Origin of the sequence: Paenibacillus sp. FSL R7-0312, from assembly GCF_038004445.1 — a bacterium.
In the GTDB taxonomy this organism is placed as follows: domain Bacteria; phylum Bacillota; class Bacilli; order Paenibacillales; family Paenibacillaceae; genus Paenibacillus_AQ.
Window position 1 is genome coordinate 4,558,162 of record NZ_JBBORE010000001.1, and the last position, 20,348, is coordinate 4,578,509.

General features: G+C 51.9%; 16 protein-coding genes. 12 read left to right on the top strand and 4 right to left on the bottom strand.

Annotated features, from left to right (window positions below; translation table 11 throughout):
* Positions 1-344: 344 nt before the first annotated feature.
* Positions 345-1,310 (bottom strand): AraC family transcriptional regulator, encoded by a 966-nt coding sequence (locus MKX70_RS19975; RefSeq protein ID WP_052416489.1) that lies wholly within the window; start codon positions 1,308-1,310, stop codon positions 345-347.
* A 174-nt stretch (positions 1,311-1,484) separates the two neighbouring features.
* On the opposite strand from MKX70_RS19975, the gene MKX70_RS19980 reads away from it, so the two are divergent.
* Together MKX70_RS19980 and MKX70_RS19985 are read left to right on the top strand one after the other, a co-directional pair.
* Positions 1,485-3,602: a glycoside hydrolase family 52 protein gene (locus tag MKX70_RS19980; RefSeq protein WP_042237026.1), complete on the top strand. Its 2,118-nt coding sequence runs from the start codon at positions 1,485-1,487 to the stop codon at positions 3,600-3,602.
* Between the two features lie 891 nt (positions 3,603-4,493).
* Entirely contained in the window at positions 4,494-5,726 is a 1,233-nt protein-coding gene (locus MKX70_RS19985) for an MFS transporter (protein ID WP_042237025.1), read from the top strand.
* 90 nt (positions 5,727-5,816) lie between these two features.
* Here MKX70_RS19985 and MKX70_RS19990 read toward each other — a convergent pair whose 3' ends face one another.
* Positions 5,817-6,131, bottom strand: coding sequence for a winged helix-turn-helix transcriptional regulator (locus MKX70_RS19990; protein ID WP_042137990.1), 315 nt, complete (start codon positions 6,129-6,131; stop codon positions 5,817-5,819).
* Between the two features lie 198 nt (positions 6,132-6,329).
* On the opposite strand from MKX70_RS19990, the gene zwf reads away from it, so the two are divergent.
* The 4 genes from zwf to MKX70_RS20010 all read left to right on the top strand — a co-directional run bounded on the left by zwf (position 6,330) and on the right by MKX70_RS20010 (position 10,666).
* Positions 6,330-7,868 carry a glucose-6-phosphate dehydrogenase gene (zwf, locus tag MKX70_RS19995; RefSeq protein ID WP_042237023.1) on the top strand — a complete coding sequence of 513 codons (1,539 nt, stop codon included), beginning with the start codon at positions 6,330-6,332 and terminating at the stop codon, positions 7,866-7,868.
* Positions 7,869-7,913: 45 nt separating this feature from the next.
* On the top strand, positions 7,914-8,807 hold the full coding sequence (gene gnd, locus MKX70_RS20000) for a phosphogluconate dehydrogenase (NAD(+)-dependent, decarboxylating) (RefSeq protein ID WP_042237021.1): 894 nt from the start codon (positions 7,914-7,916) through the stop codon (positions 8,805-8,807).
* A 221-nt stretch (positions 8,808-9,028) separates the two neighbouring features.
* The gene (locus MKX70_RS20005) at positions 9,029-9,235 is read left to right on the top strand and encodes a hypothetical protein (RefSeq protein ID WP_042237020.1); all 207 of its coding nucleotides are present in this window, start codon (positions 9,029-9,031) and stop codon (positions 9,233-9,235) included.
* Between the two features lie 141 nt (positions 9,236-9,376).
* A complete protein-coding gene (locus tag MKX70_RS20010) occupies positions 9,377-10,666 on the top strand; it encodes an L-cysteine desulfidase family protein (RefSeq protein WP_340785548.1) in 1,290 nt (429 codons plus the stop codon).
* 20 nt (positions 10,667-10,686) lie between these two features.
* On the opposite strand, the gene MKX70_RS20015 is transcribed toward MKX70_RS20010, so the two are convergent.
* Together MKX70_RS20015 and MKX70_RS20020 are read right to left on the bottom strand one after the other, a co-directional pair.
* Entirely contained in the window at positions 10,687-11,742 is a 1,056-nt protein-coding gene (locus tag MKX70_RS20015; protein ID WP_340840553.1) for an ankyrin repeat domain-containing protein, read from the bottom strand.
* A 216-nt stretch (positions 11,743-11,958) separates the two neighbouring features.
* Positions 11,959-12,714, bottom strand: coding sequence for a DeoR/GlpR family DNA-binding transcription regulator (locus tag MKX70_RS20020; RefSeq protein ID WP_042237014.1), 756 nt, complete (start codon positions 12,712-12,714; stop codon positions 11,959-11,961).
* Between the two features lie 468 nt (positions 12,715-13,182).
* On the opposite strand from MKX70_RS20020, the gene MKX70_RS20025 reads away from it, so the two are divergent.
* From MKX70_RS20025 to MKX70_RS20050, 6 genes are all read left to right on the top strand, one after another.
* Positions 13,183-14,334, top strand: a complete 1,152-nt coding sequence (locus MKX70_RS20025) for an iron-containing alcohol dehydrogenase (protein ID WP_042237012.1) — start codon at positions 13,183-13,185, stop codon at positions 14,332-14,334.
* Positions 14,335-14,363: 29 nt separating this feature from the next.
* A complete protein-coding gene (gene rhaB / locus MKX70_RS20030) occupies positions 14,364-15,839 on the top strand; it encodes a rhamnulokinase (RefSeq protein WP_340840554.1) in 1,476 nt (491 codons plus the stop codon).
* A gap of 20 nt (positions 15,840-15,859) precedes the next feature.
* Positions 15,860-17,116 (top strand): L-rhamnose isomerase, encoded by a 1,257-nt coding sequence (gene rhaA, locus MKX70_RS20035; RefSeq protein WP_340840556.1) that lies wholly within the window; start codon positions 15,860-15,862, stop codon positions 17,114-17,116.
* A 101-nt stretch (positions 17,117-17,217) separates the two neighbouring features.
* A complete protein-coding gene (gene rhaD, locus MKX70_RS20040) occupies positions 17,218-18,063 on the top strand; it encodes a rhamnulose-1-phosphate aldolase (RefSeq protein ID WP_042237007.1) in 846 nt (281 codons plus the stop codon).
* A 98-nt stretch (positions 18,064-18,161) separates the two neighbouring features.
* The gene (locus MKX70_RS20045) at positions 18,162-19,256 is read left to right on the top strand and encodes an NADH:flavin oxidoreductase (protein ID WP_042237006.1); all 1,095 of its coding nucleotides are present in this window, start codon (positions 18,162-18,164) and stop codon (positions 19,254-19,256) included.
* Between the two features lie 602 nt (positions 19,257-19,858).
* The gene (locus tag MKX70_RS20050; protein ID WP_340840557.1) at positions 19,859-20,101 is read left to right on the top strand and encodes a hypothetical protein; all 243 of its coding nucleotides are present in this window, start codon (positions 19,859-19,861) and stop codon (positions 20,099-20,101) included.
* The last annotated feature ends 247 nt before the right edge of the window (positions 20,102-20,348 follow it).

Consider the following 20,348-nt stretch of genomic DNA (forward strand, 5'->3'; position numbering starts at 1 on the left):
CGTTACCAAATCCCTGATGATCAACAATGGGCGGGGAGATAACAATGGTTCCTCCGCAGTTCGTAACCGGTTCTATAGGCTGCTGCAGGAAATGGTTGTTAAGGACGGGGATGTACTAGAATATATGAAACGGGCCAATACTGAATACGACAGGCAGGTACAGGAATACTGGCGGTGACATTACACTATTGCCTACACAAGAAAACGGAGGTCTGCCGACCTTCGTTTTCTTGTGAATAATCCTCGAAGCAATTTTCTATCCGTCTGGATAATCCGGGATAAAATGAAGTCGGAGCTGAAGGCTGAAACTGATTTACCGGTTTCCTGATTGAAAAAGTATATCTTCATAATGTGCCTCCCAGCGTATTGGCGGATAACGCTTTGCCGTCTGTCTTCCCCGGTTCCTCCGTAAGCTGACGGTAGCCCATGGGAGGCAGGCCGGTCCAGCGCTTGAACTGCTTGCTGAAATGGGAGACATCACGGTAGCCGAGCCTGTAGGCGATACTCTCCACTGACAGGCTGTTATCCAGCAGCAGTAGCTTGGCATGGCGGATGATCAGATCAGAGAGATACTGCCTCGGCGGCAATCCGTAGATTTGCCGGAAGGCGCGGTTGCAGTGATTCGGGCTGTAGCCAAGTCTTGCAGCGATGTCTTCAATGCTTCCGGCCCGGCTGCCGGTTGCCGCAGCGGTGAATACGGATTCCTGCAGAAGCCCTTCAATGGCGTTCGCCAGGGCAACGGTTTTCTCCGTAACACCGGGCAGTGTGCTCCGGACAGGGGAGGGCAATGCAGCCAGCACCCAGCTGCTGAGTGCGGTGAACAGCTGCAGCGAAGCATTGAGCGTCACCAGCCGGCCCCGCTGGGCATCGCTGGCATCAGGGAGGATCGTCGAGCTGATAATTGCATCGAGTGAAGAACGGATCGCCTGCAGCTCCGGAGTGTCACCGCTTAGGCTGACGGTGTCCATCGTCATCAGGGAACGGCGCAGGACCAGATCATCAATGTCGAAATGCAGGCAATAATAGGTCATTTCATCCTCTGACACTGTACCCAGGCTGGAATGCAGGACACTTGGGCGGATGAACAGAATGTCGCCGCTGTGCTGGATGTAAGACTGTCCGCCTACATTCATTTGCTGCGAACCCTGCAGGACGATATTGATCTCGAACATCGGATGGGTGTGTGCCGGATATTGCCACTCCTTGTTCACCTTGCGCCAGTGGGCAGCGAATATATGAAAGGCAGCCTGTATATCCGGGGACATCCGGCCGTCCATGGAATGCTGTGTACCGGGATCTAATACGTTCATACTCAACCTCTTTTTCACTAAAAGTTGGCTCTATTATAGCATAAGCCGCCGCGTCCGATTGATTTGTCCAAATAATTGGCGGCTTTGCGCCTGTTGCATAAGCGGGGGCAACGCTAACATAGAGTTATAAGCCCGGTACTGCCGGGCCACAGCCTGGAGGGAGTGCATTACGTTATGCCGAAGAATCAATTCTTTAATGCCCATCATTCACCGATTGGATCTTTTTCAAGCTTTACCCTCGGATTTAAGGGAGCGTCCGGCGGCTTTGACCTGGAAGTGGGCAAACCGCCTAGACAGAATGTATATATTGGTCTGGAGCGCAAGGATGGTAGCGGCTTCGATACCTTGCCGTTCCATGAGCAGGGCAGCGACGATGAAAGTAAACGTTATGACATCGAGAACCCCGACCCGAACCCGGATAAGCCGCAGATTCTTTATCACTACGCAGACGAAGAGATCACCCGCGATTTCCGCCTGGCATCGGATAGCTGGCAGGCAGGTGACCTAACCTTCCGCATTCTGTCACCGGTCCGGCCGGTTCCGGACCCCGAAACGGCTACTGACGAAGAGCTTAAGGAAGTGCTGCTGCCCGCAGTGCTGGTAGAGCTGGAAGTCGATAACACTTCGGGCAATGCTATCCGCCGTGCCTTCTTCGGCTTCCAGGGGAATGATCCCTATAACGCCTTGAGAAGATTCGATGGCGGCCAGGCAGAGCTGACCGGTGTCGGACAAGGCCGGTTTCTGGCCATTGCTGCTGAACAGGGCAGCGTGAAAGCTGCCATGCACTTTACCCTGGAGGATATTCTCACAGCGGAGCTGGAGGAGAACTGGACCTTCGGACTCGGCCAGGTTGGAGCTCTGGTTATGGATGTGCCCGCAGGAGAGCGCAAGGTCTACCGGTTCGCAGTCTGCTTCCACCGGTCCGGCTATGTAACCTCGGGGATGGACGCCAGTTATTACTATAACCGCTATTACAGTAATGTAGAGGCGGTAGCGGAATATGCGTTGTCCCATTTCGATCAGCTGAAGCAGCAGGCAGAGCAGGCTAACACCATGCTGGAAGGAACCGGGCTCAGCGAAGACCAGACATTCATGCTGGCTCATGCCATCCGCAGTTATTATGGCTCAACCGAGCTGCTGGAGTACAAAGCCCAGCCGTTCTGGATTGTGAACGAAGGCGAATACCGGATGATGAACACATTCGATCTTACGGTGGACCAGCTATTCTATGAGCTGAAGATGAATCCGTGGACCGTTCGCAATGAGCTGGATATGTTCGTGGACCGGTACAGCTATGTGGATACTGTCCGTTTCCCGGGAGACATGACGGAATATCCGGGCGGGCTCAGCTTCACCCATGATATGGGGGTAGCCAATGCCGTCTCACGTCCGGGGTATTCCTCATATGAGCTGTACGGCATCGACGGCTGCTTCTCGCATATGACCCATGAGCAGCTGGTGAACTGGATTCTTACTGCGGCGGTATATCTGGAGCATACTGGTGACCTTAGCTGGATGGAACGCAACCTTACAGTACTGGAGAGCTGCCTGCAGAGTATGCTGAACCGGGATCATCCGGACCCGGCGAAACGAAACGGTGTGATGGCCCTCGACAGCTCGCGGACAATGGGCGGTGCGGAGATTACTACGTACGACAGTCTTGATGTGTCACTGGGCCAGGCGCGCAACAATATTTACCTGGCGGGTAAATGCTGGGCAGCGTATTTGGCGATGGAGAAGATCTTCCGCGATAACGGCAATACGGAGCTGTCACAGACTGCCGGCAGACAGGCAGAGCTCTGCGCAGCAACCATTGTGGGCAGTGTTACCGAGGGTGGCTATATCCCGGCTGTAATCGGTGAAGGCAATGACTCCAAGATTATTCCGGCGATTGAAGGCCTCGTCTTCCCTTACTTCACAGGCTGTAAGGAAGCATTGGAGCGCGAGGGGCGGTTCGGCGAATACATCGCGGCGCTAGACACGCATCTGCAGGCCGTGCTTGTTGAAGGGGTGTGCTTGTTCGAGGACGGCGGCTGGAAAATCTCCTCCACCAGCAACAACAGCTGGCTGAGCAAGATTTATCTGTGCCAATTCATCGCCAGACAAATTCTTGGTCTGGAGTGGGAGGACAAAGGCCATGCAGCCGATTCGGCACATGTAACCTGGCTTACGCATCCGCAGCTCTCGATCTGGAGCTGGAGCGACCAGATTATCTCCGGCGAGATCACCGGCAGCAAATATTATCCGCGCGGAGTGACGGCGGTCTTGTGGTTGGAGGAGCAGCGGGGGTAAGCATTTGCAAGCTGAAAGGGTTATCCGAACACGCGGAGCCGCAGTAGCATTTCGTATGTGTAGTTGTCAGAGCTTCGCCCAGCCGCGAACGGTTAGCGATAATCACCTATTAAGGTGAAAGTGTTGTACAGATTACAACTTTGAACCTTAAATACTGGGGTGTTCGGGAGGATTGTTGTAGCAAATACAGGAATATTCCCGCTAAGCTGTCTGGAAGAAGATGAATGATGTATTTTATACAACATTATTGGATTTGAGGCAATAAAGTGAAGGGAATGTTGTATTCCGTGCAGGATTTTGAACCGGAATCGAATCGCGATTCTGCAACACTTGAATAATCTTTTGAACCATAAGTTTAAACAACAAACAGCGGGTCCCCAGTATGTGGGGGCCCGCTGTTTGAGTTATCCAATAGCCAGATTAGAAAATACGGTGCTTCAACACTTCAGCTTGGCGACGGCTTCGACTTAGTAATAATCGCCCTAGATCAGCGATACATCGATGAAGGAGTCGCCGCTGCCTGTACCATGCAGCAGAATAGCTTCATGCTCCGGCTGGTCCCAGGTGGCATAGTTAGTTGGGACTGCTCGCCTGTTCCAAGGCAGCTGAGCAGCTGCAGAAGCGGCATCGTGATATCCTTAGGACCTTACTCTAAGGATTATCCGGCACAGGTTATAATTCTCGTAGATCCACTCCATGGTCTAGAAGCAGTCCTCGAGATCAAATCCGCAATATGAGGGCTTCATGGTTCTAATCCTTTTACCCCGGGATTGGATTGAGGGAGCTGTCAGCTGTGCAGTAATTCACTTTGAAAAGGTAACAATTATAATATAATCCTGAGTAATTAACTCGGACTGGAATATCGGCGAGAGGCGAAAGGCGGGATGCAGAGTGGGGAACAATCAGCTACAACGGAAATACAGTGTATTTCTGGGCGTCATATTGTCGGGGTATAATGTGGCTGATAAGCTCTATGGCGCGGTTTTTATCATTTTGATGAGCTTGCGCGGCGTGGATGCCTTTCAGATCAGTATCGTGTTTGCCGTTTCTTCACTGTCCATGGCTATCTTTGATTACCCCAGCGGGAATCTGTCCGATATCTATGGAAGAAAGCGCATGACGGCGGCCGGATTCATGGTGTGGGGAGCGGGGCTCGGGATTTTTGCCGCTGCTAACGGTCTTGCCTTATTCATCGCCGCCTCCATCGTGATGTCTCTGGGAGTTGCGATGATTTCGGGTTCTCCGCAGGCGTGGTACATTGATCAGCTGGAAGAGCTGGGAATGCCGGATTATAAAAAAATCGCCCTGCCCCGCATCAGCGGGTTTGTATCGGCGTTTGCCATCGTCGGTGCATTGATGGGTACGGTGAGCAGCCGCGTACATTATGTTCTTCCGGTGGCTATTGCCGGCGTGCTGGCGGTAGGACTCGGCGTATATACCTGGCTCAGCTTCAGCGACAACTACGGAAGCAGAACGCAGAGCAGCATCCGCCGGGAGATCTATGCCAGTTCGGCCGATTTCGCCCGCAGCACAGAGATGCGGTTTATTCTTCTGCGCAGCATCCTGACACATACCGCCTTGCTGGTCTTTCTGTTGTCCTGGCAGGTATATGGGGTGAATGAGCTGGAATTTCCGGTCAGTTCCCTCGGGGTGCTGCTGATTCTGTTCATGGGAGTAATTAGTGTATCGAGCTTCCTGGTCTCCTATCTGGCCAAAAAAGAGGTTGCTGCCGTCCGGATCATCGTCTGCGGAACTGTAATCTCTGCACTCGGACTGCTGCTGGTCGGATTGTTTCCGCATAAGGCTGTATTTATTGCCGGTCTGGTGCTGTTTGAATTCGGGCTCGGGATGGATATGTCTTCTACAGGTGTCTGGGTACAGGATTTCATTCCCGGGGCCAAGCGGGCGACCTTCACCTCCGGGCTGTCAGCGCTCAAATCACTCGCCGGTTTCCTGATTACGCTGATCCTGGGGATCATGGCCAAGAATCTCGGGTATGCCTTCATCTGGTGCTTTGCGGGCGCCTCGCTGCTGGGATCCAATATCGTGCTGCTCTATTTCAACACTAAGTATGTACGGGCAGGCAGCAGCGAAGCAGACGGAGAGAAGACCCTGGTGTCCTGATTCTGAAAGGCTTAATTTATACTATAAAAGCTAACAACAGCAGGTCTTCTTCCCGGAGGCCTGCTGTTTAGCGTGTTCAGGGCAGCGGCATTACAGCCACTTCATCGCCCATGCCTCGACGGGCAGGAGCGCCGTGCCCAGCTCCTGCCCCTTGGCAGTGAGCGAATATTCCGTCCTTACCGGACGGTCAGGAATGACCTCGCGGCTGATCAGGCCGCATTCTTCAAGCTCCTTCAGGCGCTCGTTGAGCATACGTTTGCTTAGATCAGGGATGACCGTGTGCAGCTCACTGAACCGTTTGGTCCCCTCCATTAACACATGGATGATCAGATTCACCCACTTCTTGCCGATAATATGATGAACATGCTCGACTTTGGCGAGCAAAGGCTTAAGCTCCTGTGTCATGCGGATTCCCCCTTGTGTAGTTATTATAAATACCCACCTTACTATAACATAGTAGAAAGTGCGTGAAAATAAGTACTTTTCGTAAATGTCGAAATGAGGTTGACGAATGGATTCTGCAGTCGTATGATGAGTGTTATAAAGTTTGTGAGTAATAATAAGTAACCACATAAACATTTGATAATTACGGGAGGAATGAAAGTGGAATCATCATCATTCGTACTATTTGGCGCAACCGGGGATTTGGCCAAACGAAAAATATACCCCGCCCTATATAACCTGTTCAAAGATGGCAAGCTTTCTGGTCCTCTCTCAGTCATAGGTCTCGGCAGAAGAGAGTTGTCGAATGAAACCTTCCAGCATCAGGTGCTGGATTCATTGCGCACCTTTTCGCGGCGTCCGGTTGAGGATTCAGCAGAGCTGCAGAATTTCCTGCTGGCTTTTGAATATAGCGTGCTGGATGTCGGACGCCCCGAAGATTATGTGAAGCTGCTGGGCCATGTGCAGCGCCGTGAGGAAGAGCTGGGCCTTCCGCAGAACCGGATGTTCTACTTATCCGTCGGTCCTGAATTCTTCGGTGAGATTGCCAGTAACATTAACGCCAGCGGACTTGGTGACACGAAGGGATGGAAGCGGCTGATTATCGAGAAACCGTTCGGACGGGATCTGCAGTCGGCACGGGTGCTTAATGACAGCCTGAACACTGCTTTTAAGGAGGAAGAGATCTTCCGGATTGACCACTTCCTCGGCAAACCGATGGTGCAGAACCTTGAGGTGCTGAAATACTCCAATCCGGTACTGCGGGCATTGTGGCAGAACCGGTATATCGAGAGCGTACAGATTACGGCTAGTGAAACGGTCGGTGTGGAAGAACGGGCTGGGTATTATGACAAGGCTGGCGCGCTGCGCGACATGTTCCAGAACCACATGCTGCAGCTGCTTATGATGATGGCTATGCAATTGCCCAAAGGCAGCACCCCGGAAGATGTCCGCAGCAAGAAGCGCCATGTGATCCGTTCGGTACGGCCATTGCTCCGTGAGGAAGTGACGCAGCATGTGGTACGCGGCCAGTATGCAGCGGGTGAGCTGCGCGGGCAGCAGGTTCCCGCTTATACGGCTGAACCCGGCATAGAAGCCTCTTCACAGAATGAGACCTACATCGCCGCCCGGCTGTGGATTGATGACCCGCTTTGGAAGGACGTGCCATTCTATATCCGCACCGGCAAACGCATGAAGGAGAAATCGACGCGGATTGTTATAGAATTCAAAGAGCCGTTTAATGATTTGCATAATAAGAACAGAAGCAAGCTTGCCCTGGACCCTAACCTGCTGGTGATTGATATTGGTCCGAACGAAGGGATCTCCCTTACCCTAAATACCAAAAATCCGCGCCAGCACGGACAGCTCGAGCCGGTCAGCATTAAGCATGAGTCGGGCAACCCCGATCTGCCGGAAGCCTATGAGAACCTGATTTATGATGCTTTACTCGGAGATGCCACCTTCTTTGCCCATTGGGATGAAGTTGAGTTGTCCTGGCAGTGGGTTCAGCCTATAATCGAAGCAACAGCAGAAGGGACGCTTCCGCTTCATCTGTATCCAGCCGGTTCCTTTGGACCCCGGGCTGCCGATGAACTGCTTGGAGAGCATCACTGGTGGCTTGATGAACCGGAGGCTGTGGAGCATTCCGGGGTCCGCCAGACACAGGAGCTGGACCCGGAAGCTATCCGGCCTGGTGCGTGAGTAGCGGCATAATCATCTAATCTATAACATTCGGAGGGATTTGCAATGAAAGTTGGTTTAATTGGATTAGGCAAAATGGGCTTCAATCTCGGCCAGAATCTATTGGAGCACGAACATGAAGTCGTGGCTTATGATGTGAACGCCGGTGCGGTGCAGGTGCTGGAAGCGAAAGGAGCCGCCGGTGCGGGAAGTCTGGCAGAACTTACAGGCAAGCTGGAATCCCCGCGTATCCTCTGGATCATGGTCCCGCACACCTTTGTGGATTCGGTCATCACAGAACTGACGCCGCTGTTGTCGGAGGGGGATATCATCATCGAAGCCGGGAATTCTCATTATAAGGAGTCAATCCGCCGTCACGATGAGCTTAGCGCCCACGGGATTTATTTCCTGGATGCCGGAACCTCCGGCGGGATGGAAGGCGCACGCAATGGCGCTTGTTATATGATCGGCGGAGATGAGGAAGCGTGGGCGGTCGTCGAGCCGATTTTCCGGGATACTGCGGTCGAGAACGGGTACCTGTATGCCGGCAAATCCGGCAGCGGACACTTCCTGAAGATGGTCCACAACGGGATTGAGTACGGCATGATGGCTGCCATCGGTGAGGGCTTTGAGGTGCTGGAGAAAAGCGGCTATGACTTCGACTTCGAGCAGGTGGCCCGCGTCTGGAATAACGGATCGGTCGTCCGCTCCTGGCTGATGGAGCTGATCGAACGCGCCTTCTCCAAGGATGCCAAGCTGGATGAGATCAAGGGAATCATGCATTCCTCCGGGGAAGGCAGATGGACGCTGGAGACCGCGTTTGATCTGCAGGCGGCTACGCCGGTTATCGCCATGGCGCTGCTGATGCGCTACCGGTCGCTGGAGACCGATACCTTCACCGGCAAAGTAGTTGCTGCGCTGCGTAATGAATTCGGCGGCCATGCTGTGGAGACGAAGTAAAGGAAGCAGCAGGGGCGGCAGTTGCCGGACTCTGGTCCTATAAGATAATAGAAGTGTGAAAAGAGCAGCAGATCCTTTGGGGATTTGCTGTTTTTTGGTGCCGGGTAGTGTCTTTGAGTCTGAGGAGTGGGCAGATAGCGGCTCAACCTTGCTGCTCCCGAATTAGACAACCCGCACGGAGCATATAGGTACAGAAAGAGAAGCAGACGGGGGATGAACCAGTGTCTCGTAATCAGGAATTTACAGTCTATCTGATCACTAAGGGCGATATCATCCGGTTTATTGCAGTTGAAATTGTTTTAGGCAGTATGACATATTCACTGGCACTGAAAATTTTTCACAATGCTATTCTGGCGGGTGCGGGGGGATGGGCCTGTACTGAAGGGCTGAAGAGGCTGGGGAAACTCGGGTTGTTACTTGGGAAATAACAGAATTCACGAGTTCAGCCGGATGGAAATTGAATAACCCGCTGGTTAATGGTTAATAACGGGGATTCCCCCAGGCTATCAATCTGAGGTACTATATAGGAATAGTTATATAGAGAGAGATAGAGGAATGGTGATTCGCGTATGGTTAACCTACTGGAAGTATTGATCAAAGAAATTGTTCCGGCAGAAGGCTGCACTGAGCCGATTGCGGTTGCCTATGCAGTCTCTTTGGCGGCTGAACAGGTTGAGGGAGAGATTACTTCGATTCAGCTGTTCCTCAGCGGGAATATTGTGAAGAATGCGATGGGTGTAGGGATTCCGGGCACCGGGCAGACCGGTCTGCCGATAGCAGCAGCCTTGGGCGCAGTGATCCGCCGTTCTCATCGCAAGCTGGAGATTCTATCCGGACTTACTCCCGAAGAGCTGGCGAAGGCTAATGCGATGATCGGGCAGAAGCTGCTGAATGTGGAACTGAAGGATACCCCTGAGAAATTGTATATTGAAGCCAGGGTGAGCAGCTTGAATCATACAGCGACTGCAATTGTATCTAAAGAGCATACGAATGTAGTATTCCTGTCCAAAGACGGCGTTAAGCTGGAGCCGGGGAAGGACAAGGCGGATTGCGAGGAGTCAGACATGCTGGACCCGGAGGTATATTCGGTTTCATTGGAAGAAATATATGAATTCATCCAGACTGCGGATTTCACTGAGCTGCGGTTTCTGCTGGAAGGAGCGCGGATGAATAAAGCGATTTCGGATGAGGGGCTGCGCGGGGAGTATGGCCTGCAGGTGGGCAGGAAGATGAGCCAGCAATCGGCGGTGAATTTGTTCGGGGGGGATGTGGCGAACCGGATTATTGCCGCCACGGCAGCGGCATCCGATGCGCGGATGGACGGCAGCGCCATGCCTGTCATGACCACTGCGGGAAGCGGAAATCAGGGCATTGCCTGCACGATGCCGGTAATTGCCCTTGCTGATCTCCTTGGCAAAGATGAGGAGACACTGGCAAGAGCGATGGCGCTCAGCAATCTGATTACCATTCACGTCAAGCATTATATCGGCCGTCTGTCCCCGCTGTGCGGATCGGGAATTGCCGGGGGAGTAGGGGCAGGGAGCGGTATTGTCTACCTGATGGGCGGCACGCTGGAGCAGATCAAGCGCTCCATCCAGAACACTATTGCTTCTACTTCCGGAATGATCTGCGATGGTGCGAAACCGACCTGCGCGCTCAAAATCTCAACCGCCACGAATGCTGCAATCCAATCCGCAACACTGGCGATGAACGACATTTCAGCCAGTCTGAATGACGGGGTAATCTTTGAGAAGGTTGAAGATACAATTAAGAATATGGAGACACTGGTTCAGGAAGGGCTTGCGGCAACCGACCAGGCCATCCTGAACATCATGCTCTCCAAAGGAGCGGTATCGTAATACGTCCGTATATATTAGACTTAGCGGGTATAATCCGTTTGTTCCATTGAGACAGGCTGAGGATTGGCCAGTACCCACTGCACTGCCAGTTCGCTTAATCTTGCCGGTTCATCGTAGCCGGAGCCTTTGCGCAGTCTATTGGTTAATGAAGCTGCCTCCTGGAGAAGGGCGGGAGATAACGGTGTACCTGTGCCCAGGTGCCGGATAAGGGCATCCAGCATTTTACGGTAATTGTCATCCCAGTTGCCTCCGCCGTTATCCAGGATTTCATGAGAGACCCGTCCGGAAATACGGATAACCTCTCCCTGTACAGTTTGCGCGTGCCCTGAAGCAGGGACAAGGTAATCCCAGAGCTCCTGATGCTGGGCGGACCATGCCGCTGTGGCAGCCTTGATGGGGGAGGTTCCATCGTGCTTCACCTGTTTCGCAACAGGCTCGACATCGAATAGCCGGTACAGCTCCAGCATTGCGGATGCTTTTTGATCCAGCTCATCATTACTGTGGCTGGCTCTGACAAATTCCAGATCCTTGCCGATCCGCCGCACGGAATCTTTCATCTCCGGCGTGATTGCTGCTCCGGCATCCAGCAGGATTTTCGAGATTTCCACCATGTTAGCTATATCGATATTCCGGCATTGGGATAATCCCTTAGCGAGCGGTGTTTGTTTCCGTTTATTCTCCGCATGGATGTTTGCACCATGGGCGACCAGGTCCTGTATGGCCCGGGTACGGTAATAACCTGCCGCTGCGTGCAGCGGTGTCTCATTCTGATAATCCAGGGCATCGGGGTCCGCGCCTAATTCCAGGAGTAACGGGATATTTCCGGACCAGGTTGCAGCCTGGGAGTGCAGCGGAGTGTGCTCATATTTGTCCCGGGCGTTGATGTCGGCACCCTGCTCTACAAGCCAGCGGACCAGCTCATCCGGGATCTGCCGGAAGCTGAGCGCGGTTCCTTTGCTGTAACCCCCGCGGGCATCCCATTCGCACTCCTCAAAGATGGCCTTGAGCGCTGCGATATCACTCGTTTTGACCCGCTCGCCAAAATCGGCGGGTAAGGCTTGCTTCTTTTTCCCCATAGCATTTTTCCGCTCCTTTATGAATAGCAGATAATTTCTGCAAGTTTATCATATAGGGGAAGTGAATTCCAATAGAGTCAGGAATAGACTGCAATGGAATGGAGAGTATGCAAAAAGGCAAAGCTTCTGATCCCGAATCCGGGAAGAGAGGGTTTGCCTTTTGCTTTTATACACTTATATAGGGGACTGGCCTGTTGATTCCTGCGTCAGGTCTACTTAATATAACACTTCCACATTCTTCCCGGACAGCAGCTTAAGCCATGCATCCGAAGGTTTGCGGTCCGTAATCAGCACATCGATCCGGCTCAGCTCGACCAGCTTGGCGAAGGCGGTTTTGTCAAACTTGGTATGGTCGGCCAGCAGCACTACCTTTTCCGCCTGGCGCAGCATGTATTTCTTCGTTTCGCATTCCGGTTCATTGGAATCGGTAACTCCGTGCTCCATATCAATGCCTTTACAGCTGATCACAGCGATGTCCACATTATAGCGCTGGGTGGTATCGTGGGCTACAGGGCCGACCAGCGACAGGGAGCGGTGGCGCAGCGAACCCCCGGTGGAAATAATGTTCAGGCTGGAACTCGCGAATTCATGCAGAATGTTGATCGAATTCGTGATGATTGTCAGATTGCTTTTATTGCCCAGCAGCTTAAGGAATTCAAACGAGGTAGAACTGGGATCTACCATAAGCGTATCCCCGTCGTTAATCAGATTGAGAGCTTTAATCGCGATATTGCGTTTGATATCCGTATTGAGCGCCCCCCGGGTCAGGAACGGCAGATCTTCATTGGTATGTCTGTTTAGCATCGCTCCGCCGTAGGTGCGGCTGACAATTCCGTCCTTCTCCAGCTTCTCCAGATCTCTGCGTATCGTTTCCTCTGTGACCTCGAACATCCGGCTCAAATCGGACACAAGCACACGTTTATCCTGATGAACAAGATCTATTATTTTTTTGCGTCTTTCGGCAGCAAGCATACGTATCACCTTTCCGGTAGCTTATAGCTTCAAGTGGAAACGGCTTGGCCGTCCTTTTTAGGGACGGTAACGTTTCAGCAAGAAATACTATAAGGATAAGTTATCGTGTGAAACAGATAGATTCTTATATTTAAATATAGACCGTTATTTCTGTGTTGTACAATGAATATAAGAAAAACAACATGTATTATATTATGTTCTTTGCAAAACAGACATTAAACAAATGAAAACAACATAATTAATATTTAATTTGTTGACAACACAGATTATTGGCGATACGATGAGGATGCTAATAATCTCTTTGAAAGCGTATGCCGGTTCCCAACGGAAGCGCCGCAGCCGGTCTGCTGCTTAACCTCAGTGACCAGCCTGAGGCGCCGCAGCCAGAATGTACTTCCTACTATCAGTGGAGATACTTAGCTTACTGTAATCGTTCTATACTAATTTGCCTGGGAGGCTGGTCAAGCAATGAGTACTCATGTCTATTATGTTCCGTCCATCAACATTATGGGTAAGGGCTGTCTGAAGGAAATCGCTCCCTATATTCAAGAACTGAATTTGAAGAAAGCGCTCGTGGTTACGGATAAGTTCCTGACGAAGAGCGGGATCGCCGGCAAACTGCTGGCTGTCCTGGATGAAGCAGGGATTAACTATGTCGTATATGATGAAGTGAAGCCGAACCCAACCTGCAAAAATGTCCATGACGGCGTTGATTTCCTGAATGATCATCAATGCGACTATCTGATCTCTATCGGCGGAGGATCGCCGCAGGATACTGCTAAAGCGATCGGGATTGTAGCAACCAACGGCGGATATATTGCTGATTATGAAGGCGTTCACAAGTCCAAGAACAAATCCCTGCCTATCGTAGCCGTGAACACTACTGCAGGAACCTCAAGTGAAGTTACAATTAACTATGTAATTACAGATGAAGAACGCAAGATCAAGATGGTAATGGTCGACAAGAACAGTATCGCCACCATTTCGGTGAATGATCCTGAACTGATGATCGACAAGCCTGCTGCACTTACCGCGGCTACAGGTATGGATGCACTGACGCATGCAATTGAAGCACTGGTTACACCAGGCGCTTACCCTGTAACTGACGCTACTGCACTGGCGGCTGTTGAACTGATATTTGGAAACCTGGCCCGTACCGTAACAAACGGACATGATATCGAAGCACGTGAGCAGATGGTGTATGCGATCTTCCTGGGAGGCCTGGCCTTCAACAATGCCGGACTTGGTTATGTGCATGCCATGGCACATCAGCTCGGTGGCGTGTATGACCTTCCGCATGGCGTCTGTAATGCGATGCTGCTGCCACATGTGGAAGAAGAGAATGCCAAATATGTGCCTGAGAAATTCAGAGCGATTGCCAAAGCGATCGGATTGCAGGTCGAAGGCAAGAACGACAAGGAATGCGCGGATTTCGTCATCGAATCGATCAAAGCCCTGTCCAAGGAAGTTGGTATTCCGGCCAAACTGTCCGAGCTGGGTGTAGATGAAGTGGATTTGGATCTGCTGGCTGAGAATGCGATGAAGGATGCCTGCGCACCGGGCAACCCTTTCATTCCTACCAAAGAAGAAGTTATTGCCTTGTTCCGCAAAATTCTGTAATTTACCTTCTATAGATAAGGAGATTCCCTATGAACAATCATATCGCCGTCGATATCGGCGCCTCCAGCGGGCGGCTTGTACTCGGAACCCTCGTGGACGGGAGTCTCAAGCTGGAGGAGCTTCACCGTTTCAGCAATGGATTCACTGAGCAGGAGGGCTCCTGCTTCTGGGACATTGATTATTTGTTTAATGAAATTATCAGCGGTCTTCATCAAGCAAAAAGCGCAGGAATTAACGAATGTACACTGGGTATTGATACATGGGCAGTAGATTATGTGCTGCTGGATGCGGAAGGCAAGCGGATGCAGGAAGTCTATGCTTACCGTGACCGCCGCACTGATGGGGTTATGGAGAAAGTCAGCAAGCTGCTCTCGCCTGAGAAGGTTTACGCCAAGACAGGGATTCAGCAGCTTAGCTTCAATACGCTGTATCAGCTGTATGCGCATGACCGGGAAGAGCTGGAAGCAGCAGATCAGATTCTGATGGTTCCGGATTATCTCTACTATAGACTCAGCGGCCGCAAGATCAACGAGGTGACCAATGCCTCCACGATGCAGCTGCTGAACCTTGCTACCCGTGATTTCGATCCGGAATTGCTGTCCTTACTGCATCTCCGCAGAGAGCAGTTCGCACTGCTTACGGAGCCGGGAGAAGATCTCGGCTTCATCACGGCGGAGCTGATGCACCAGCATGATCTGCCGCAGTGCCGCCTAATCTGTGCCGCCACACATGACACGGCTTCTGCCGTGCTCGGTGTGCCTGCGCAGCAAGGGAGATCCTCAGCTTACATCAGCAGCGGCACCTGGTCTCTGCTCGGGTTGGAGCTGGATCACCCGATTAATGACAGCAAAGCTCTGGCAGCCAATTATACGAACGAGTGGGGAGCTTACGGCACTTACCGTTTCCTTAAGAACATTATGGGCCTTTGGCTGATCCAGGAAGTACGGAGACTGGATGGGGCAAGATACAGCTTCGCCGAGCTGGCCTCAATGGCCGGAGGCAGCGAAGGCTTCCGCAGCGTGATTCCATGCAATCATCCGCGTTTCCTGAATCCGGACCATATGATAGAAGAGATTCGCCAGGCCTGCGCGGAGAGCGGCCAGCCTGTTCCAGAGACGCCGGGTGAACTAGCCCGTTGTATATTTGACAGTCTGGCTCTATCCTATCGGAGCTATCTGGCCGAGCTTGAAGACCTCACGGGCCAAGGGATTGAAGTTCTGCAGATCGTCGGCGGCGGCGCCAATAATGAACTGCTGTGTCAGCTGACCGCCGATATGATCGGCAGAGAGGTACTGGCAGGTCCGACGGAATCAACGGCACTGGGCAATCTGGCCGTGCAGATGATCAAGGCGGGCCGAATGGCCGACATCCATGAAGCCCGGGACGTCATCGGCACTTCCTTTGCAATCAAGTCGTATCTGCCGCGGCCGGTTCCCCGGCTGAATCAGCTACTGGCCCGCTGGAATAAGCTCCATTCTGCGGCAAGTACGATTGAGAATATATAGAACTATTAGGAGGCAACAGCATGGATCAGAGCATCACCAGTGGCTATAACGAAGCGAAGAAATTATACGCAGCCCATGGAATTAACGTAGATGAGGTGCTGGAGAAGCTTGCGAAGATCAAAATTTCCGTTCATTGCTGGCAAGGCGATGATGTTCAAGGGTTCCTGTTCAAAGACAAAGAGCTCAGCGGCGGGATTGCTGTGACTGGCAGCTATCCCGGACGTGCCGGCACACCGGCTGAGCTGCGCAAGGATTTGGAGAAAGCCCTGTCGCTGATTCCGGGTAAACATAAAGTCAATCTGCATGCAATCTATGCTGATACTGACGAACAGGTCGATCTGGATGAGCTGGAACCGCGCCACTTCGCAAGCTGGGTAGAGTGGGCGAAAGAGCAGGGGCTGGGACTGGATTTCAATCCAACCTGTTTCTCGCATCCGAAGGCTGCTGACGGCTTCACCCTGAGTCATGCCAATGACGAAATCCGCAATTTCTGGATTAAACACTGCAAGGCTTCCCGCCGCATCGCCGAGCATTTCGGCCGCGAGCTGGGACAGCCTTGTGTAACGAATTTCTGGGTACCGGACGGCTACAAGGATACTCCGATTGACCGCCTGGCACCGCGTGTGCGTCTTAAGGAATCCCTGGATGAAATTTTCAGTGAGGAAATTGATCCGCAGTACAATATTGATGCACTTGAGAGCAAGCTGTTCGGTATCGGTTCTGAGAGCTATGTTGTCGGATCACATGAATTCTACATGGGTTATGGCCTAACCCGCGGCAAGGCGATCTGCCTCGATGCCGGACATTTCCATCCGACCGAAGTCATCTCCAATAAACTCAGCTCGATCCTGATGTTCTCAGAACAGCTGCTGCTGCATGTCAGCAGACCGGTCCGCTGGGACAGCGATCATGTTGTCACCATGGACGATGAGCTGCTGGAAATTGCCCGTGAACTGGTTCGCGGAGATTTGCTGCCGCGCACGAACATCGGCCTTGATTTCTTCGACGGCAGCATCAATCATCTCGCGGCTTGGGTTATTGGAACTCGCAACACCATTAAGGCGCTGCTTCGCGCTATGCTGGAGCCGGTTGAGGAGCTTCGCGCCATTGAACTGGCAGGAGACTATACTTCACGCCTCGCGCTGGTAGAAGAATTCAAGTCCTATCCGTTCGGCGCAGTTTGGGATTACTACTGCGCATCACAGGGCACTCCGGTCCGTGAGCAATGGCTGGCTGAAGTGAAGAGCTACGAGCAGGAAGTACTGGCTGCAAGATAAATGGGATTTTGTCCTGTTGAATCATAGACACAGCGGCATTTGATATAGCGTAATTGAATGTATCTACGCACTTATACGAGCATATAGAGGAGAGATAACATATGAGTACTTCAGTAGTAGAATCTAAAGGTTATATCGCCGATGTTGAAGCGCCGTTTATCCAGGAAATGTCGGAGATCACCCACCACATGTGGTCGCTGGGCTGGGATGAGCTGAATGGAGGCAACGTCAGCTATCTGCTGGATGAAGAAGAAGTAGCCAAGTATATTAACATCCGCGAGCCGCTGCGTACAATCGCCCTTACCTTCCCTGTGACCGAGCTGGCCGGCAAAACCTTCATCGTAACCGGCTCCGGTAAATACTTCCGCAACGTCATCAAAGACCCGGAAGCGAACCTTGGCGTGCTGCGTGTCAGCGGCAGCGGTGAAAGTGTAGAAGTGCTCTGGGGCTTGCGTAACGGAGCGGTACCGACCAGTGAGCTTGCTTCCCACTTCATGAGCCATATTGAACGGCTGAAGGTAGATCCTTCGCACCGCATCGTGCTGCATACCCATGCAACGAATGTGATTGCCATGACCTTTACCCATGATCTGGATGAACTGAAGTTCACCAAGACCCTGTGGGAAATGTGCACAGAATGTCTGGTTGTCTTCCCGGATGGCGTCAGCGTCATTCCTTGGATGGTTCCGGGCAGCAGTGATATCGGACGGGCTACAGCGGATAAAATGAAAGACTATCGTGTAGTGATTTGGCCACAGCATGGTATCTTTGTTACGGGTGCTACCATGGATGCTACCTTCGGTCTGGTAGAAACCATTGAAAAAGCGGCAATTGTCTACAATCTGATCGGCGGACGTGAAATCAAACAGAAAATCACGGATCAACAGCTGGCCGATCTGGCCGCAGCATTCCGGGTAACTCCGAAGGCCGGCGTTCTGGACCTGTAGGTTAATTAGGATCATCCCGGCACTCATTTGCATTTGCCGCTGAGAACAGTCATAATATGCTTACTTAAAGTAATTATATTATGAAATGGAGGCCGATCATGAATACCAATAAATTGTTTGAACCCTTTGAGGGAGGGGGCCTGTCCCTGACCAACCGTGTGGTAATGGCACCGATGACACGGGTTCAGTCTCCAGGAGGCGTGGCTAGTCCGGAGGTAGCGGCTTATTACCGCCGCCGGGCGGAAGGCGGCGTCGGTCTGATCATTACTGAAGGAACAGCTATCGATCATCCGGCGGCGGTCAGCCATCCGGATATTCCGAATATCCACGGCGAAGCCTCTCTGGAGGGATGGGCGCAGGTAGTCAAGGAAGTGCATGCTGCCGGAGGCAAAATTATTCCGCAGCTGTGGCATGTCGGCATGGCCCGTAGCATCGGTGAATTGCCGAATGCTTCAGCGCTTCCTATCGGTCCTTCAGGGCTTAATCTGGCCGGAGAGCAAGTTACCGAGCCGATGACCAAGAATGAAATTCAGGGGATTGTCAGCGCCTTTGCCAAGGCGGCCAAAGATGCCAAGGCCATTGGCTTCGACGGCATTGAATTACACGGGGCCCACGGTTATCTGATCGACCAGTTCTTCTGGGAGAAGACCAACCACCGTACCGATGAATATGGCGGTGATCTTGAGGCACGGACAACCTTCGCGGTTGAAGTGATCGATGCCTGCCGCCGTGCGGTAGGACCGGACTTCCCGATTGTGCTCCGCTTCTCGCAGTGGAAGGGTGGCCATTATGACGCCAGACTTGTGGAGACGCCTGAAGACCTGGCGCGCTTCCTGACACCACTCAGCAATGCGGGTGTGGATATCTTCCACTGCTCCACCCGGCGTTTCTGGCAGCCGGAGTTCGAAGGGTCAGATCTTAATCTGGCAGGCTGGACGAAGAAGATTACCGGCAAACCGACAATCACAGTAGGCTCTGTGGGACTCGACAGTGCCTTTCCCAGCCCGGTAACCGAGAAGAATCAGGAGGATAATATTGACCTTCTGCTGGAGCGGCTGGACAAGGCAGAGTTCGATCTTGTTGCGGTAGGCAGAGCCCTGATCAGCGATCCGGCGTGGGCTGCTAAAGTGCAGGCTGGCAGAATTGGTGAGATCATTCATTTCACCTCTGACGCAACCAAGACATTATACTAAGAATACTAATTCATATAGTTTGAGCCAGAGCACCCGGTGAATTGGGAATTGCGGCAAGCCTCGTGTTTATCCGCTAATGTCCATCCACATCGGGTGTTTTTTGCGCAGATCAGCCCCATTACAGCATAATACTGTCCAATTTCCTGAAATAATGCCATTGTCCGAGCATCCTTACCTTTCTCTAATTATTGCTATAAGGAGGACCTTTGTAAATTCAGAAGAAGGAGAGTGAGAGATGGCGATTCTATCGACGGGACCTATCGAGAACAATGTGGTAAACAGCACAGGCACCCGCCCGACTCAATCGGTAACAGTCAAAAATAGACGGCCGAAATACAACCGAGGAATTCGATGTTCTTATCTTGGACTACAGCCTTATTGGAGTACGGTCCCTGTATGTGTAAGAAAAATTAAGTGTCGGACCGTGCTGAGCCCGGTTATGGCAAGCAGAGTTTAATGAATAAGTCCCGAACCATAAGCTTGGGCCGGGTTTATTGCTGTGGATAGAATGGAATGATGCAGTGATATTCTTCAAAGAAATATAAAGAATATTTAGTATTATAAGGAAGCAAGTGGAATTGATACATAAGGAGACTAATACAATGCAAGTTGAGCAGAGAGATCTGGAACTGATCCAGGAAGCCATTAAGGTAATAGACCGCAACTTCGATGAAGTGAACGAGCGTCACACGGTAGGTGCAGCAGTACGCTGCGCGAATGGCAAAGTTTATGCAGGAGTTAATTTGTACTCGATTCATGGCTCATGTGCGGAGTTTATTGCTATCGGCGCGGCGATTACAGCAGGAGAACGGGAATTCGAGACTATCGTTGCTACCAGAGCGTAAAGCGAAGGAGGAATTCTGCTTCCTCCATGCGGCAATTGCCGGGAGATGCTGGTACGTTATGCTCCGAATATTCAGGTTCTGGTGCAAACAGGAAATGGAGTGGAGAAGTACAGCATCCAAGAGCTGATACCGTATCATTAAACGTAAAATTCACGAAAAGCTCTGCCTTGTCGGGGCTTTTTTTGTCATTCAGGAAATTTTTTCGCAGAGCTCCGGTAACTGTTTATATATTCCTGCCCAAAATACA